A 15,436-nucleotide genomic window follows, 5' to 3' on the forward strand; every position below is an offset into this window, starting at 1 on the left:
CTGAAGACCACCGAGGCGCTGGTGGTCCTGGCTCGCAAGCTGCTGCGCATTGCGTTTGCCGTCTGGCACAGTGGCACACCGTTTGACCCGCAGCGGGTAGCCCTGCGCGCTTGACGAAAACCATAGAACCTCCGCCGGCCCAAGATGCCGTCCCCCGTCCAAGCGCCGAAGGCGCGCCAGAGAGGGGGGAAGCCGCGTCAGCGGCGCAGGGGGGCGCTCCGAATACAGCGCAGGGGGGGTACCTAATTCAACAGGCGTTCAGGATTGGCATCCAGCTTGGCCAGCGCGTCCCGCGTGGCGCGCACGGTGAGCGCCTCGTCTTCACTGGGCACCAGCAAACCGGCCTGCAGATACGCCGCCACGCGCGCCGACTGGACGAGGAAACACCGTCCACCATTGGTCACGAAAAGGTAAAGCTGGCCCCTCTGGCTGCGCCAGGCCAGTTGCACGCTGTTGAGCTTGCCGTTGTGGTCCAGACCGAACCAGGAACCAATCTGCAGTTCGACTGCCCATGCGCGCATGGCTTCGCTCGGCTGGCTGCCCCCCTGATTGATCACCTCGATGTTGCTGGCATCCACGCCCGTGATCATCTCGATGCTCTCGTTGTCGAGATCCAGATCGCCCACACCGCTTTCGGGCAGAAAATCCTCGAGATTGGCCAGCCGCTTGGCGAGGTTGTCCAGGCTCTCTTCAGAAATGGCTTCCGTGCGTGACATGAAGGCGTCTGCCAATGTGTCGCTCACCGACTTGATGTGCTGGTCCTGCAGGCCGGCGGGGAAGCCCAGCAGCCCCATGCCCTGTCGCAGTCGCTGCAGCAAACTGGGCAGTTGCTGGATCACGCGAGCGCGGTCGTTGCGGTTGGGCTTGGCACTTGCAGCCCACAGAAGGTCTGTGGCCACCTGTTTGAGCGAGCCGGTTTCTTCGTGCTTGAGTCCGTATTTCACGCTGGCCACCGCCAGCACGTCCACCCAGACCTTGAACAGAAACTCGCGCACTTCCTCGCGAACCGGCACGTCGTCGAGCAGCTTGCGCAACTCGATGGTGTATTGCACCGACAGGGTTTCCTTCTGCTCGATCTGCTGCGCCACACTGACCACACGGCTGGTGCTGTCCTGCTCACTGAGGTAGGTCGACAGAAACTTCTGGAATTCGTCAAACACGAGTTGGAACACACGCCGGCCGGTTTCCGGATACTGCTCGATCACCTGCACCACGCGCTTGATTTCAGCCTCAAGCGCGGTGGACCCCACGTTGGTTTCGAAACCCATCACGCAGGAACCCATTCGGTCGATCAATTTGCGCGCGGGGTGCTGCAGGGCACTGAAAAACTCGGGCTCGGCCAACGCCACCCGCAACACCGGGATCTGCAGGCGGGCAAACCAGACCCGGACACTGGGCGGAATGCGTTCTTCGGCCAGGATGCTCTGGAACATGAGCGCCACAACCTCGATCGTGGCCTTCTCAGTGGAGGTGCTCGCCGCTTGCTTGAGCTCTGCCGTGCGGTGGCGCAAGGCACTGGAGGCGCGCTCCACGTGACTGGCATCCATGTGCACCGCGCCACCGCCCGACACGCCATAGGCAGCATCCATGTTGCCAGTGAAGGGCGCTCCCACCTCGCCGCGAACCACTTCCATGCTCTGCTGCATGGCCTGTTCCAACCTTGGTGAAGGGGGAAGCAACTGGGTGGCCTCAAAATCGCCGCCGATTTTGTCCATGAGCAGGCGTTTGAGCCGCCCCACCACGCCTTGCGCCCGCATGCGCGCGCGGGCGAGAGGTGTGGCACTGGTCAGCATACGGGTTTCTTCGTGTACGCCCATGGAAGACGACCCGGGACGCGAAGCACCGAAACCCCCGGATGCGGAGCTTCCTGCGGGTCCGAACCCAGGCGCTGAAGACAAACTGGATCCGGGCGCGTCACGCGACACATCGCCGGACCGCCGACCCGCCGGCTCCGGTGCGGCTTTTGAATCGGTTCGAGCACCCGGCGCCCGCTTCACCAGCGACTGAAGGTCGATTTCCTTCATGACGCCGCTGGACACGAGAAACTCGTTGGCCGCCTTGTATCCTTCGTGCAGTTTGTTGGCCATGATGGGCAAGAGCGCTTCCTGCACCATGGTCCACGCCTCCCGCGTCATCTGAGCGTCCAGCCATTGATCCACAAGAATGCGTGACGTCACATCGGGCAAAAGCACATCGCCCCGTGGCAATTCCTGTCTTTTCTCCAGGTGCTGGATGCGCAAGCGCAGCTCGTTAAGCTCGGAAGACGACTTGTCGAGGATCCGCATGGCCAACCGAGAGGCCAGAATCTGGTCGTCGATGGTGCCTTCGGCCACCAGCTCCAGTCTTCCGGTGCTCATGGGATTGCCGGCGGTACTGAGTTTGGGCAACAGCGTGCGCTGCAATTCTTTGCGGCTGCCGTTGAGCCAGGCGGTCTGGTGTTTCTGGAAAGCGGTCCAGGCGTCTCTTCGATCCTGCATTTCTCGTGCCGGACCAGCCTGATCGAGGAGGGAAGTCAGCCGCGCGTCACAAGCTCTGACCATTTCGGGAAGCGCACGACCCACGTGAACCACAAAGAGTTCACGCGCCTGTTTGGCAAGAGAGGAGACGTGCTGATCAGGCGAAACCACAATAATTTCAGTATGACACGAAAGCGCTCCGACCCATCATGGGATCCGGCCAAGCGTGACAGGCGCCCGGGCGACATGGCTCTTATACAACAGCACCAGCGTTCGGATCATCTGGATCCCCATCTTTCCCATCCTTGCGGGTCCCTGGCTTGACCAGGTCCTCGCGAGACACGCCCAGCCACATCGCCACGGAGGCCGCCACGAAGATGGATGAATAGATACCGAACAGGATGCCGATGGTCAGCGCCAGCGCAAAGTAGAACAGCGTGGGGCCGCCAAAGAGGAGCATGGACAACACCATCGCCTCGGTCGAGCCATGGGTGATGATGGTTCGGCTCATGGTGGACGTGATGGCGTGATCGATCACCTGGGCAGGGGTCATCTTGCGCTGACGCCGGAATGTTTCGCGTATTCGGTCAAAGATCACCACCGACTCGTTGACCGAATACCCCAGCACCGCCAGCACCGCCGCCAGCACCGCCAACGAAAACTCCCATTGGAAAAACGCGAAGAAGCCGAGAATGATGACCACATCGTGCAAGTTGGCGACGATGGCTGCGATCGCGAACTTCCATTCGAAGCGGAACGACAGATAGATCACGATGCCGATCACCACCATGGCCAAGGCGAGCAGACCGTCCTCCACCAGCTCACGCCCCACCTGGGGGCCGACGAACTCGGTTCGGCGCAGCTCGACCGTGGGGTTCTGGACCTTCAATGCCGCCAGCACCGTCTCGCTTTGCTGACCTGCGGTCTGACCGCTCAAGGTGGGCAAGCGCAGCAGCACCTCGCGTGAAGTGCCGAAATTCTGCACCGGTACATCGGTGTAGCCCAGTCCTTCAATGACCCGACGTACCGCCCCCAGGTCGGCAGGCTGCTCGTAGGCCACCTCCATCACGGTACCACCGGTGAATTCCACCGAGAGGTTGAGCCCACGGGTGACCAGAAAAAACACCGCCAGCACGAAAGCAAGGGTGGAGAACGCGTTGAGTGCCAACGCGTGTTTCATGAACGGGATATCGCGGCGGATTCGGAAAAACTCCATGCTATTTATTCCTTGTTGGGAGTTTTCAGAGGAAGCTCATATGCGCGAAGCGCATGTGATGCTGTAACTAAAAATTCCATGGTCGTTTCCCGTTCTTCAGTTGGACTTGGTGGACACCGCAGCGCCGGTATCGGGTTTCCAGACGGTACCGATCGCCAGCGACTTGAGCTTGCGCTGGCGGCCATACCAGAAATTGACCAAGCCGCGACTGAAGAAAACCGAAGAGAACATGCTGGTCAGAATGCCAATGCAATGCACCACGGCAAACCCGCGGACAGGGCCGGAGCCGAACAGCAACAGGGCCACACCAGCGATCAGGGTGGTGACGTTGGAGTCCAGAATGGTGCCCCAGGCGGTCTCATAGCCGTTCTGAATGGCCGTCTGGGGCGCCGCCCCCCTGCGCAACTCTTCGCGGATGCGCTCGTTGATCAGCACGTTCGAGTCGATCGCCATGCCCAGCGCCAAGGCCATGGCCGCGATACCCGGCAATGTGAGCGTGGCTTGCAGCATCGACAGCACCGCCACCAGCAACACCAGATTGAAAGCCAGCGCGATACTGGAAAACACACCAAACAGCATGTAGTAGAAACTGATGAAAACGACGATCACCACGAAGCCCCACATCACGCTGTTGAAGCCGCGCTCGATGTTCTCTGCGCCCAGGCTGGGGCCGATGGTACGTTCCTCGACGATTTCCATGGGCGCAGCCAGCGAGCCGGCGCGCAGCAGCAACGCGGTGTCGCTGGACTCGACCGTGCTCATGCGACCGGAGATCTGCACCCGGCCCCCACCGATTTCTGTCCGGATGACCGGCGCCGTCACGACCTCGCCCCGCCCTTTTTCAAACAGGATGATGGCCATCCGTTTACCGACGTTCGCGCGGGTAACGTCGCGAAACACGCGCGCACCCTTGGCGTCCAGCGTGAGGTGCACCGCGGCTTCCTGTGTCTGGCTGTCGAAACCGGCCTGCGCGTCGGTGAGGTTTTCGCCTGTGAGCAGCACGTCGCGGCGCACGATCACGGCACGACCCTCGCGATCAAGATAGCGTTCGGATCCGAAAGGGACCGGGCCGGTGCCGCGTTCCGCAGCAAGGCCTTCGGCGCTTTCGTCGACCAGGCGCACCTCCAGTGTCGCAGTGCGGCCCAGAATGTCCTTGGCTTTGGCGGTGTCCTGCACGCCTGGCAGTTGCACCACGATGCGGTCCAGACCCTGCTGCTGGATCACCGGTTCGGCCACGCCCAGCTCGTTGATGCGGTTGTGCAAGGTCGTGATGTTCTGTTTGAGGGCTTGGTCCTGCACCTGTCGCGCTGCCTCGGGCCTGATGGTGGCCTGCAGCCTGAAGCCAGCCGCATCAGACACATCGTTCACCTGCAAAACAGCAAACTGGTCTTGAATCACGTTGCTCGCGGCTTCCAGGGTCTGGGCATCCGCCGCGCGCAGTTCGATGGTCTGCCCACTGCGGGTCACACCGCCATGGCGCACGCCCTTTTCCCGCAAGGCCACGCGGAGATCGCCGGCCAGCACGTCCGTGCGACGCACCAGGGCGGCCGGCATGTCGACCTGCAGCATGAAGTGCACGCCACCTCGCAAGTCCAGGCCCAGGTACATGGGCGAAGCGCCCAGCCCGGCCAGCCACGACGGCGTTCGGGGCAGCAGGTTGAGTGCGACCACATGGGTGGGATCGGCCGGATCGGTATTCAGCGCGCGATCAATGGCGTCGCGGGCCTTGAGCTGATCGTCTGTGGTTTCAAAGCGGGCGCGAACCGAGTTGCCTTCAAACTGGATCAGTGAGGCCGCAATGCCCTGCTCGGCCAACACCTGCTCCACGCGTGTGGCTGTCTCGCCATCCACTCGCACCGACACCTTGCCCGCCGAGACCTGTACCGCAGGCGATTCGCCAAACAGGTTGGGAAGCGCATAGATCAGGCCGATCAGCAGCGCGACGGAAATGATCGCGTACTTCCACAGCGGGTAACGGTTCATGTTGAAGTCAGGCCGCAGAGGCCCTCAAAAAAGTCGACGAGGTGCGGTCGCGGGCGCTGCCTGGCACAAGGCTGGCAGCGCGTGAACCGCACCCATGAAGGAACACGGTTTTCAGACCGCCTTGAGCGAGCCCTTGGGCAGCACCTGCACCACAGCAGAGCGTTGCATCTGGACTTCCACCCCATCGGTAAGTTCCACGCCGATATAGGCCTCGCCGATCTTGGACACCTTGCCCAGCAGACCGCCTGCGGTGACCACTTCGTCGCCTTTGGCAAGGGCTTCGACCATGGCCTTGTGCTCCTTCTGGCGCTTCATCTGGGGACGAATCATCACGAAGTACAAAACCACGAACATCAACACCAGAGGCAGCAGGCCCAGCATGGTGGACTGGGTATCGCCGCCAGCGGCTTGGGCGTAAGCAGGGGAAATGAACACAGGCAATCTCCAACAAGTTCGATTCAATGAAAAACGCCGAAGGCCCGGGAGGGCCTTCAGGGAAACCGCCCGGGCAATCTGGTCGCAACAGGCGATTGTATGCGGCGGCCCGGACGGGCGTCAGGCGGCTTGCGTCGCGCCCTGGTTGGGCTGGCGCCACTGCGCCATCAGCGCGGCCCAGCGGCTGCGGGTGGCCGCCAGGTTGCGTGCCTTCACGTGACCAAAGCCCTTGATCTGCTCGGGCAGTCGGGCAATGTCCAGTGCCAGTGCGTGATTGCCGGCATCGAGCTGTTCAAGCAGTTCTTCGATGGTGCTGCGGTATTCGCTGATCAACGCGCGTTCGGTGCGGCGCTCTTCGGTGCGACCGAACACGTCCAGCGCGGTGCCGCGCAAGAACTTCAGCGGTGCCAGCCAGCGGAAGGCCGTGAACATGTAGGCGCCGAACGGCCGCTTCACCAGCTCGCCCTTCTCGTTGGTCTTGGCCATGAGGGGCGGCGCCAGGTGCACCTTGAGCTTGAAATCACCCTCGAACTGGCTGGCCAGGCGGTCGTGGAAAGCGGTATCGCTGTGCAGCCGGGCAACCTCGTACTCGTCCTTGTAGGCCATGAGCTTGAACAGGTTGCGCGCCACCGCTTCGGTCAGGCTGGATTTGCCGAACGGCGCCTCGCGCTCGCGCACGCGGGCCACGAAAGTCTGGTAGCGGGTGGCGTAGGCGGCGTTCTGGTAGCCGGTGAGGAACTCGACCCGGCGCTGGACCAGGCTGTCCACCGTTTCGCGCTTCTTGAACTGGATCACCTGGGCACCGGCGGAGGCCGGTGACAGCAGGGCGACCACGGCCTTGGGGTCGTGCGCGGCCCGGCGCCCCCACTCAAAAGCGGTCTTGTTCTGTGCCACGGCCACGCCGTTGAGTTCAATGGCACGCATCAGGGCGTCCAGGCCCAGCGGCACCCAGCCCCGTTGCCACGCATAACCCAGCATCATCGGGTTGGTGTAGATGCTGTCGCCCATGAGCGCGCTGGACGCGGCCTCGGCGTCGAACACGCCCACGGCGGCTTCGCCCAGGTTGGCCAGCAAGGCGTCCACACAGGCCTGTGCCGGATTCTGCCAGTCGGGATTTTTGACGAACGCGGCGGTGGGCGTGGCGCTGACATTGAGCGCCACATGGCTGCGCCCTGCGCGCAGGCGCTGCCAGGTTTCCTTGTGCGCCGCCACGATGGGGTCACAGCCGATCACCAGGTCGGCCGAGGCGGCCGACACGCGCGTGGTGCGGATCGCGTCCTGGTGGGCGCCGATGAGCACATGGCTCCAGGTGGCGCCACCCTTCTGCGCCAGGCCTGCGGCGTCCTGCGTGACGATGCCCTTGCCTTCGATGTGGGCGGCCATGCCCAGCAGCTGGCCGATGGTGATGACACCGGTGCCGCCCACGCCGGCGACGATGATGCCCCAGGCTTCTTCGCTCAGCACCGGCAACGCAGGCTCAGGCAAAGCACCGCCGGTCCATTCGGCCTTGGCGCCGCTCTTGTCCTTTTTGCGAAGCTGGCCGTCTTCCACGGTGACGAAGCTCGGGCAGAAGCCCTTGACGCAGGAGTAGTCCTTGTTGCAACTGCTCTGGTTGATGGTGCGCTTGCGCCCGAACTCGGTGTCCAGTGGCTCCACCGACAGGCAGTTGCTCTGCACGCCACAATCCCCGCAACCTTCACACACCAGTTCGTTGATGACCACGCGCTTGGCCGGATCCACCAGAGTGCCGCGCTTGCGGCGGCGGCGCTTTTCGGTGGCACAGGTCTGGTCGTAGATGATGACCGTGGTGCCCTGGATCTCGCGGAACTCGCGCTGCACGGCGTCCAGCGTGTCGCGGTGCTGTATGGCGATGCCGCTGGGCAGACCGGTCACGCTGGCGTATTTTTCGGGCTCGTCGGTCACGATCGTGATCTTGGCCGCGCCTTCGGCACGCATGCTCTGCGCAATCTGCACCACGCTGTGGCCTTCAGGCCGTTCGCCCACCTGCTGGCCACCGGTCATGGCAACGGCGTCGTTGTAGAGGATCTTGTAGGTGATGTTCACACCGGCGGCGATGCTCTGGCGCACCGCCAGCAGGCCACTGTGGAAGTAGGTGCCGTCGCCCAGGTTGGCGAACACGTGCTGCTCGTTGCTGAAAGGCTGCTGGCCCATCCAGGGCACGCCCTCGCCGCCCATCTGGGTGAAGCCCACGGTGGCGCGGTCCATCCAGATCGACATGAAGTGGCAGCCGATGCCAGCCATGGCGCGCGAGCCTTCGGGCACTTTGGTGCTGGTGTTGTGCGGGCAGCCCGAACAGAACCAGGGCTGGCGCTCAGCGCCTTGCACGCCCTGGGTCAGCAGGGTCTGCATGGATTGTTCCTGGGCGGTGAGGATGGCGAGCTGCGCATCAATGCGTGCCTGCACGTCTTCGGGCAGGCCAAGCTTGCGCAGGCGGCGCGCCACCGCGCGGGCGATGATGGCGGGCGACAAGTCGGCGTTGGCGCGCAGCAGGGTGTGCGCGCTGGGGTTGGGCACGCTCCATTCGCCGCCGCTGAAGTCGCCTTCGCCTTCGTCGAACTTGCCCAGCACGTTGGGGCGCACGTCGCTGCGCCAGTTGTAGAGCTCTTCCTTGATCTGGTATTCAATGACCTGGCGTTTTTCTTCCACCACCAGGATCTCACGCAGGCCGGTCGCGAATTCGCGCGTGGTCTGTGCCTCCAGCGGCCACACCACGTTGACCTTGTGCAGGCGCAAGCCGATGCGCTGGCAGGTGGCGTCGTCCAGGCCCAGGTCAAGCAAGGCCTGACGCGTGTCGTTGAAGGCCTTGCCGCTGGCGATCAGGCCAAAGCGGTCGTTCGGGCCAGCGATCACGTTGTGGTTGAGCTTGTTGGCGCGGATGTAGGCCAGCGCGGCGTACCACTTGTAGTCGAACAGCCGGGCCTCCTGCTCCAGTGCCGCATCGGGCCAGCGGATGTGCAAGCCGCCGGGGGGCATTTCGAATTCGGGGATCACGATGTTGACGCGTTCGGGGTCGATCATGGCGGTGGCGCTGCTCTCCACGATTTCCTGGATCGTCTTCATGCCGGCCCACACGCCACTGAATCTGCTCATGGCAAAGGCGTGAATGCCCAGGTCCAGGATGTCCTGCACCGTGGACGGGAAAAACACCGGCAGGCCGCAGGCCTTGAAGATGTGGTCGCTCTGGTGGGCGGCGGTGGAGCTCTTGGCCACGTGGTCGTCGCCGGCCACCGCGATCACGCCGCCCCAGGGGGTGGTACCAGCCATGTTGGCGTGCTTGAACACGTCGGAGCAGCGGTCCACGCCCGGGCCCTTGCCGTACCAGATGCCGAACACACCGTCGAACTTGTTGCTGCCCGGCGGCGCAAAGCCCAGTTGCTGGGTGCCCCACAGCGCGGTGGCGGCCAGTTCTTCGTTCACACCGGGCTGGAACACGATGTTCTGCGCCTTGAGGTGGGGCGCAGCCTTTTGCAGGGCCTGGTCGTAGCCGCCCAGCGGCGAACCCCGGTAGCCGCTGATGAAGCCCGCTGTGTTTTTGCCGACCACGGCATCGCGCTGGCGCTGCAGCATGGGCAGTTTCACCAGTGCCTGCACGCCGCTCATGAAGGCACGGCCGTGATCCAGCGTGTATTTGTCATCCAGGCTGACGGATTCCAGGGCCTGGCGGATGTGTTCGGGCAGTGGGGCATTCATGTTTTTGTCTCCAGAGCGTGGGGCCGCTTCGTGGGCGGATGGGTTTGTGCAGCCAGCGCCGGGTGGGCACTGGCTGTCTTGAGTTTGACGCACAGTGTATGACCCGAGCGGCGACAGGTGTTTGCTTTTCGTGCCCGTTTTTGCGATCCAATAGCAAGTATCTTGCTTCAAAGGCGCATATATGGAAACACTTGACAAGTTCGACCTCGCCATCCTGGAAGAACTGCAGTCGGACGGCCGCCTGACCAACGCCGAACTGGCCCAGCGCGTGGGCCTGTCGGCCGCGCCTTGCTGGCGCAGGGTGCGTGCGCTGGAAGAGGCGGGCTTCATCACCGGCTACCGCGCCGAACTCAACCGCGAAAAGATCGGCCTGGGGGTGCTGGCGTTCGTGCGGCTGGACGCCCAGCGCAACAGCGGCGACGTGACCCGCGAACTGGAAGCCGCCATCCGGGGCATTCCGGAGATCGTGTCCTGCCACTACATCAGCGGCTCGGGCACCTTCGAGCTTCAGGTGGTCAGTCGCGACCTGAACCACTTCAGCGCTTTTGCGCGCGAGGTGTTGCTCAACCTGCCCAACGTGAAGGACCTGCACACCAGCTTTTCGCTTGGAGAGGTCAAGTCACCCAGTGCTCTGCCACTGTCGCACCTGACTACCAAAAGCCTAGCCACGGCAACTCGAACGAGAACTTGAGGCTTTTTTGCAACCGTTTGTCGTCAAACCTCTGCCGCTGGAACCAAAAAACTCGGCAAGTCTTTGAATATGTGCATTTTTTCCGCTTTCTGGCTTGCCCCGGTATGTGCTTTTGCCTACCATTCGCCCACCCAAACCGAGCCAGATACGTAGCTGAAAGACCTCAGAGCGATGCCTGGCCACCCACAAGAAGGAAACGTCGTGAAAAAGAACCTCCTCGTCCGTTCTGCCCTGGCCGTGGCCCTGGCCTCCCCGTTCATGGTCCAGGCCGAATCCGAACTGGTGACGGGCAGCGGCAACGCCACCGCCCGGTTGGACCTGCGCGTGGTCATTCCACGGGTGTTGTTCCTGGGCGTGGGCACAGGTTCAGCCACCCCCCTGGCCACCAACGGCGCCGTGAACACCCTGACGTTTGATTTCACGAGCAATCCGCTCGCAGTCGGTACCGGTGCAGCCGCTGGCCTGATCAGCAACGACGGACCCACGCCAGCCGGCGCGGCGATTCCGGTGCGCGTCTTCGGCAACGACGGCCAGGTCACCATCACCGCCACCAACCCGACGGTTTTGACCAGTGGAACCGACACGATTCCCTTCTCCCAACTGACGGTGACGTCGGACAACACGGCATTTGCGGCCCCCACCTTCGGCGGCGGCACCAGCGCGCCCACGGCGGCCGGCCGGGTGACCAACCAGACGGCGAACTGGACCTATTCCTACGCCAACACCGCTGAGCCCGCCTTCGGTACCTACACGGGCCGCGTGACCTACACCGCCACGATGCCCTGAAGGCACCGATCGCCGGTGTGCAAAAACCCGGCAATCCAGCTTGCGGCCTCTGGCATCCCGAGGAACAAGTCCGGGGCCAACCTCAGGGGTTGGCCGGACATCGCAGGCTGCGCGCTTCCTCCCGCACACCCAGCCTCAACCGCCCGATGACATCGTTACAGCGAATCGATGGCAACCGCAGGATGCGATACCTGGCCGGTGCCTGCCTGGCGCTCCTGTGCGCCGCCGAAATGGCGGCGGCCCATGCCTGGTCGCTGACGATCACCTCGGGCGGGCGCCGCCTGTTCCTGCATGTGGGCAACGGCAACCTGAGTGGACCTTCGGGCACGCTCAATGGCACCGGGGGCGTCAGCGGTCCCATCAACCTGGTGCAGGTCAGCGTGCCACTGGCGCAACTGGGCAATGGCACATCGCTGGCGATGACCAGCGACAGCACCCAGTCGACCAGCCTCTATGGTGACAACAACATCACCTGTCCCACGCCAGCCAGCCAGGTCATGGTCGGTGCGGGCTACCGGCGGCCGGGCAACAACAGTGGCAGCGCGATCCTCTCCGTCGCCTCGCCCACCTCCCTCACCAATGCCAATGGCGACACCATTCCGATCTCCCAGATCAGCTGGACCGTGGCGGCACCAGGCAGTGGCCTACCCAACGTGATTCCGGCCGGGACCTTCAACGGGGGCACCCAGAGTCTGGCCACGTTGCCCGGCAACACCTACATCGAAAACTGCCACACCTTCCGTTACGCCAACAATGTGGTGCGCCCGGCGGGCACCTACAACGCCCGCGTGACCTACACGCTGACCGCGCCATGACCCGGTCAAGAGGCGTTCGCCTGTGGGTGGCGGGACTGGGCATGCTGCTGCTGTTCGGGTCCGCCCTGGCCGACCCCCAGCGGCTGGACGACTCGATGAGCCACACGGTGCCCCCCAATGTGCAGATGCAGTGGCTGCCGGTGGCTCGTGGCCAGACGAACGCAGGCGCCATGGAGGCCTGGGTGACCGTGAACATCCGCATCGACACCCGTGACTGGGTCGGTCGCAGCGGGCGCGTCTACATGGTGCTGCCGCGCGACGAAGCGTCCACCATGGAAGCGGTGTGGACCACCCAGGGCCGTATGCAACCCGGCCGCCTGATCTCGGGCGAGCGCACGCTGGTGTTCGCCGGCACGCTTCGCGGCGCCACCCTGGAGGACCAGTTTCAGGTGCGCCTGCGCTCCCAGGCCGACTGGCAAAGCCAGACGCGCCGCCTGAACTTTCATTTCGAGTTCGACGCGGACTGAACCCGCCTTCAACCCCATCCCTCATGCGTTTCCCTTTTCTGAGCCTGCAATCCGCTACCGGCTGGCTGGCCGCCTTCCTGTGTGCCGGCATGGCCCTTTCTTGGAGCGGCCAGGCGCGCGCCCAGGGTTTCGCCGCCTACATCACACCACCCCGGTTCGAGATCCAGGCCACGGCAGGACAAAACACGCGCCAGGTGTTCGAGATCCAGCACGTGGGCCAGCTCAAGGGCGGCTACCGCATCTACACCAACGACTGGACGTTCAATCCCGACAATTCGGTGGCCTTCAGTGACGCGCTGGCACCCGACAGCTGCCGACCCTGGGTGGCAATCGAGCGGCGCGAGCTCACGCTTGAACCGGGAGCGCGCTACCGCTTCCGCTTCGAGATTGCCCCGCCTGCCGGCACGCCCGCGCGCGAATGCCGCTTTGCGATCATGGTCGAGGGCATCGACCCGGCCCGGAGCAGCGTGGATGTGGGCGGTCGCATCGGCGTGATCGTGTACGCGGCCATTGGCGGCGCAGCGCCGGTACTCGAACTCTCCGGCACCCGTGTGGTCAGGTCGCCCGACGGCAAATCGATGGCGATGATGGACGTACGCAACCGCGGCAATGCCCACGGCCGGCTGGAAGGATTTGTCAACGGCACGGATGCCGGTGGCCAGCGGATGGAACTGGCGCCAGCCGATCTGCCCATCCTGCCGGGCGAGACGCGAAGTGTGGCTTTGGTGCCGGTGGTGGAAGACGGCAAGTCTGCGCCGGACGTGCGGTTTCCCTTGATCGTCAAAGGCAACCTCGAGTGGGGGAAGAACCGCCTGCCACTGGACACGAGCTTCGCGCCATGACGCCGTGGGCGCGGTGGCAACCGGTTGCGATGGCGCTGCTGCTGGGCACGCATGCCGGAGCGAACGCTCAGAATACTGCCACGCCGCCCGGCGCCGTGGCGCCTTCCACCGGCACAGGCTATGAGGACCGGGTCATTGAAGGGCTGGAGCCCGAGGCCCTGGATGAGACACAGACCTACAACTACGACAGGACCGGCTGGCCCCGATTCCTGAAAATTGAAACCCGCCTCGGCACCCAGCCGTTCGACGAACAGCGCTCGGCCAAGCTGGGGTTTTCTGCCTATGGCCTGCTGGAAACGCCCAATCACGGCACCTTGTCGCTCGATGGCAATTACGCGCCCGAAAACGGCATCGGAACGCTCACCCTGCGCCAGACCAACATGCCGCTGGGCGGCGGATGGCTGGGCACACACGGCCTCGGCTACATCGACACCCCTGCACCTGGCATCACCCGCCTGCCTTCCAGGGTGTTCGTGCCCACCTCCATCCTCGAAGGCCTCAGTGGTGAATGGGAACACCCGGGCAAGGGCTGGCAGCTGCAGGCCGCCACCGGTGAGCCGGGCCAGCTGGAAATCCTGCCCGCCACCGGCTTCCGGCGACTGCCCGGCAGACGCACGGTGCTGGGCGGGCAATGGCGGCTCGACGCCGACGCGGTCGCCGACCCGCTGGGCCTGTCGCGCAAGGGCTGGACGCTGGCGGTGCAGCACGAGAACGCGCGCGGCGTGTCCAATTTCGAAGTGCCGCGTTCGCCTGACGAAGTGGTGGACGCGGACGCCACCTTGCTGGCGCTGCGGCACGAAGGCGAGCAATACCGCCTCAAGGCACAGGCCCTGAGCTCGAGCAGCAGTGCGCGGGACGGTGGGCGACGTGGCTACTGGATCGACGGTGAGTGGGACGAGGGACCACGCCGGTACGGCGCCGGCCTGTACCGGCTTGAGCCGGGGCTGAACTGGGCCAACCTGCCCATGGTGAACGACGTCACCGGCGCGTACCTGCGCGCTGGCTGGCGCACCCGGCAGTGGTCGGCCGACACCAGCGTCGACTGGCTGCGCTCCATCAGCGGGCGCAGCAGCGACGGTTTCTATTCCACCACCGGCGCTCGCTGGCGCCTGGGCCGCGACAGCAGTCTTGGCGCGGGCTTCTCCATCCGACGGTTCGGCGGCGAAGCCTGGAGCAGCTATGGCGACTGGCGCTGGGGCAACGACTGGGGCACCACCGGCCTGCGACTGGAAATCGAAGGCGGTGCCGACCGGGGACAGGTCCAACGCCTCTCGTACGACCAGGACTGGTCGGTGCCGCAAGGTTGGTCGCTCGCCACCAGCCTGGGCCTCGGCCGCGCTGGTGCGCGCCCCGAGACGGGTCAACTGACCGAAAATCTCTGGTCAGCTGCGCTCAATGTGAACGCGCCTCTCACCTCGCGGGCCGGCCTGCGAGGCAACCTTTCCACTGAAAACGGCAGCTCAGGCCAGCGTCGGCAGAGCGTCAACCTGGGGGCCAACTGGCGTGTCGACCCCCGTTGGACGCTGGAAGGCAGCTATGTGCGCACCACCGGTACGCGGCGTACCCGCCTTTCGCTGGACCCCCTGGCCCCGCCCGAGGTTCTGGAGAACACCAGCGCTTACCGTTCGTTTTTTGTGGTGCTGCGCTACGAATGGCAGGCCGGCAGTCGCAGCGTGCCACTGGGCGGCAGCGCGGCCGATGGCGGTGGGCGGATCGCCGGCATCGTGTATTTCGATGACAACCGCAGTGGCACGCAAGAGGCCAGCGAGGCGGGCGTGCCCAACGTGACCGTGTTCCTGGACAACCGCTACGCGGTGCGCACCGACAACCAGGGCCGCTTCGAGTTCCCGTTTGTGGCCACCGGCGCCCGCATGGTCACGGTGCGCAATGAAACGCTGCCCCTGCCCTGGTCGGTGGTGGACGAAGGCCAGGTGCGGGTGGACGTGCGGTTGCGCGACAGCACCTCACTGAGCATTCCGGTGCAGCGCAGCGAGTAAGCCCTTGCGCTTAACCAAATTCAAAAAAGGCCCTGTT

At 64.2% G+C, this 15,436-nt stretch carries 11 protein-coding genes; 6 read left to right on the forward strand and 5 right to left on the reverse strand.

Annotation, left to right across the window (positions count from 1 at the left end; translation table 11 throughout):
* Window positions 1–242: 242 nt before the first annotated feature.
* The 5 genes from Q7V46_RS00950 to Q7V46_RS00970 all read right to left on the reverse strand — a co-directional run bounded on the left by Q7V46_RS00950 (window position 243) and on the right by Q7V46_RS00970 (window position 9,801).
* A complete protein-coding gene (locus Q7V46_RS00950) occupies window positions 243–2,627 on the reverse strand; it encodes a DUF1631 family protein (protein ID WP_304911625.1) in 2,385 nt (794 codons plus the stop codon).
* A gap of 82 nt (window positions 2,628–2,709) precedes the next feature.
* Entirely contained in the window at window positions 2,710–3,672 is a 963-nt protein-coding gene (gene secF / locus Q7V46_RS00955; protein WP_304911626.1) for a protein translocase subunit SecF, read from the reverse strand.
* 96 nt (window positions 3,673–3,768) lie between these two features.
* The gene (gene secD / locus Q7V46_RS00960; protein ID WP_304911627.1) at window positions 3,769–5,655 is read right to left on the reverse strand and encodes a protein translocase subunit SecD; all 1,887 of its coding nucleotides are present in this window, start codon (window positions 5,653–5,655) and stop codon (window positions 3,769–3,771) included.
* A gap of 111 nt (window positions 5,656–5,766) precedes the next feature.
* Window positions 5,767–6,090: a preprotein translocase subunit YajC gene (yajC, locus tag Q7V46_RS00965; RefSeq protein ID WP_304911628.1), complete on the reverse strand. Its 324-nt coding sequence runs from the start codon at window positions 6,088–6,090 to the stop codon at window positions 5,767–5,769.
* A 120-nt stretch (window positions 6,091–6,210) separates the two neighbouring features.
* Window positions 6,211–9,801 carry an indolepyruvate ferredoxin oxidoreductase family protein gene (locus Q7V46_RS00970; RefSeq protein WP_304911629.1) on the reverse strand — a complete coding sequence of 1,197 codons (3,591 nt, stop codon included), beginning with the start codon at window positions 9,799–9,801 and terminating at the stop codon, window positions 6,211–6,213.
* Between the two features lie 181 nt (window positions 9,802–9,982).
* Here Q7V46_RS00970 and Q7V46_RS00975 point away from each other — a divergent pair, with 181 nt between their 5' ends.
* The 6 genes from Q7V46_RS00975 to Q7V46_RS01000 all read left to right on the forward strand — a co-directional run bounded on the left by Q7V46_RS00975 (window position 9,983) and on the right by Q7V46_RS01000 (window position 15,399).
* A complete protein-coding gene (locus Q7V46_RS00975; protein WP_304911630.1) occupies window positions 9,983–10,492 on the forward strand; it encodes an Lrp/AsnC family transcriptional regulator in 510 nt (169 codons plus the stop codon).
* A 201-nt stretch (window positions 10,493–10,693) separates the two neighbouring features.
* Window positions 10,694–11,278: a hypothetical protein gene (locus Q7V46_RS00980; protein ID WP_304911631.1), complete on the forward strand. Its 585-nt coding sequence runs from the start codon at window positions 10,694–10,696 to the stop codon at window positions 11,276–11,278.
* A gap of 146 nt (window positions 11,279–11,424) precedes the next feature.
* Window positions 11,425–12,093: a hypothetical protein gene (locus tag Q7V46_RS00985; RefSeq protein WP_304911632.1), complete on the forward strand. Its 669-nt coding sequence runs from the start codon at window positions 11,425–11,427 to the stop codon at window positions 12,091–12,093.
* A complete protein-coding gene (locus tag Q7V46_RS00990) occupies window positions 12,090–12,560 on the forward strand; it encodes a hypothetical protein (RefSeq protein WP_304911633.1) in 471 nt (156 codons plus the stop codon). The genes Q7V46_RS00985 and Q7V46_RS00990 overlap by 4 nt, the downstream gene beginning before the upstream one ends.
* A gap of 23 nt (window positions 12,561–12,583) precedes the next feature.
* Window positions 12,584–13,402, forward strand: coding sequence for a hypothetical protein (locus Q7V46_RS00995; protein WP_304911634.1), 819 nt, complete (start codon window positions 12,584–12,586; stop codon window positions 13,400–13,402).
* Window positions 13,399–15,399, forward strand: coding sequence for a carboxypeptidase-like regulatory domain-containing protein (locus Q7V46_RS01000; RefSeq protein ID WP_304911635.1), 2,001 nt, complete (start codon window positions 13,399–13,401; stop codon window positions 15,397–15,399). Before Q7V46_RS00995 ends, Q7V46_RS01000 begins: the two co-directional genes overlap by 4 nt.
* The last annotated feature ends 37 nt before the right edge of the window (window positions 15,400–15,436 follow it).

Source organism: Hydrogenophaga sp., from assembly GCF_030651625.1.
Taxonomy (GTDB): Bacteria; Pseudomonadota; Gammaproteobacteria; order Burkholderiales; family Burkholderiaceae_C; genus Hydrogenophaga.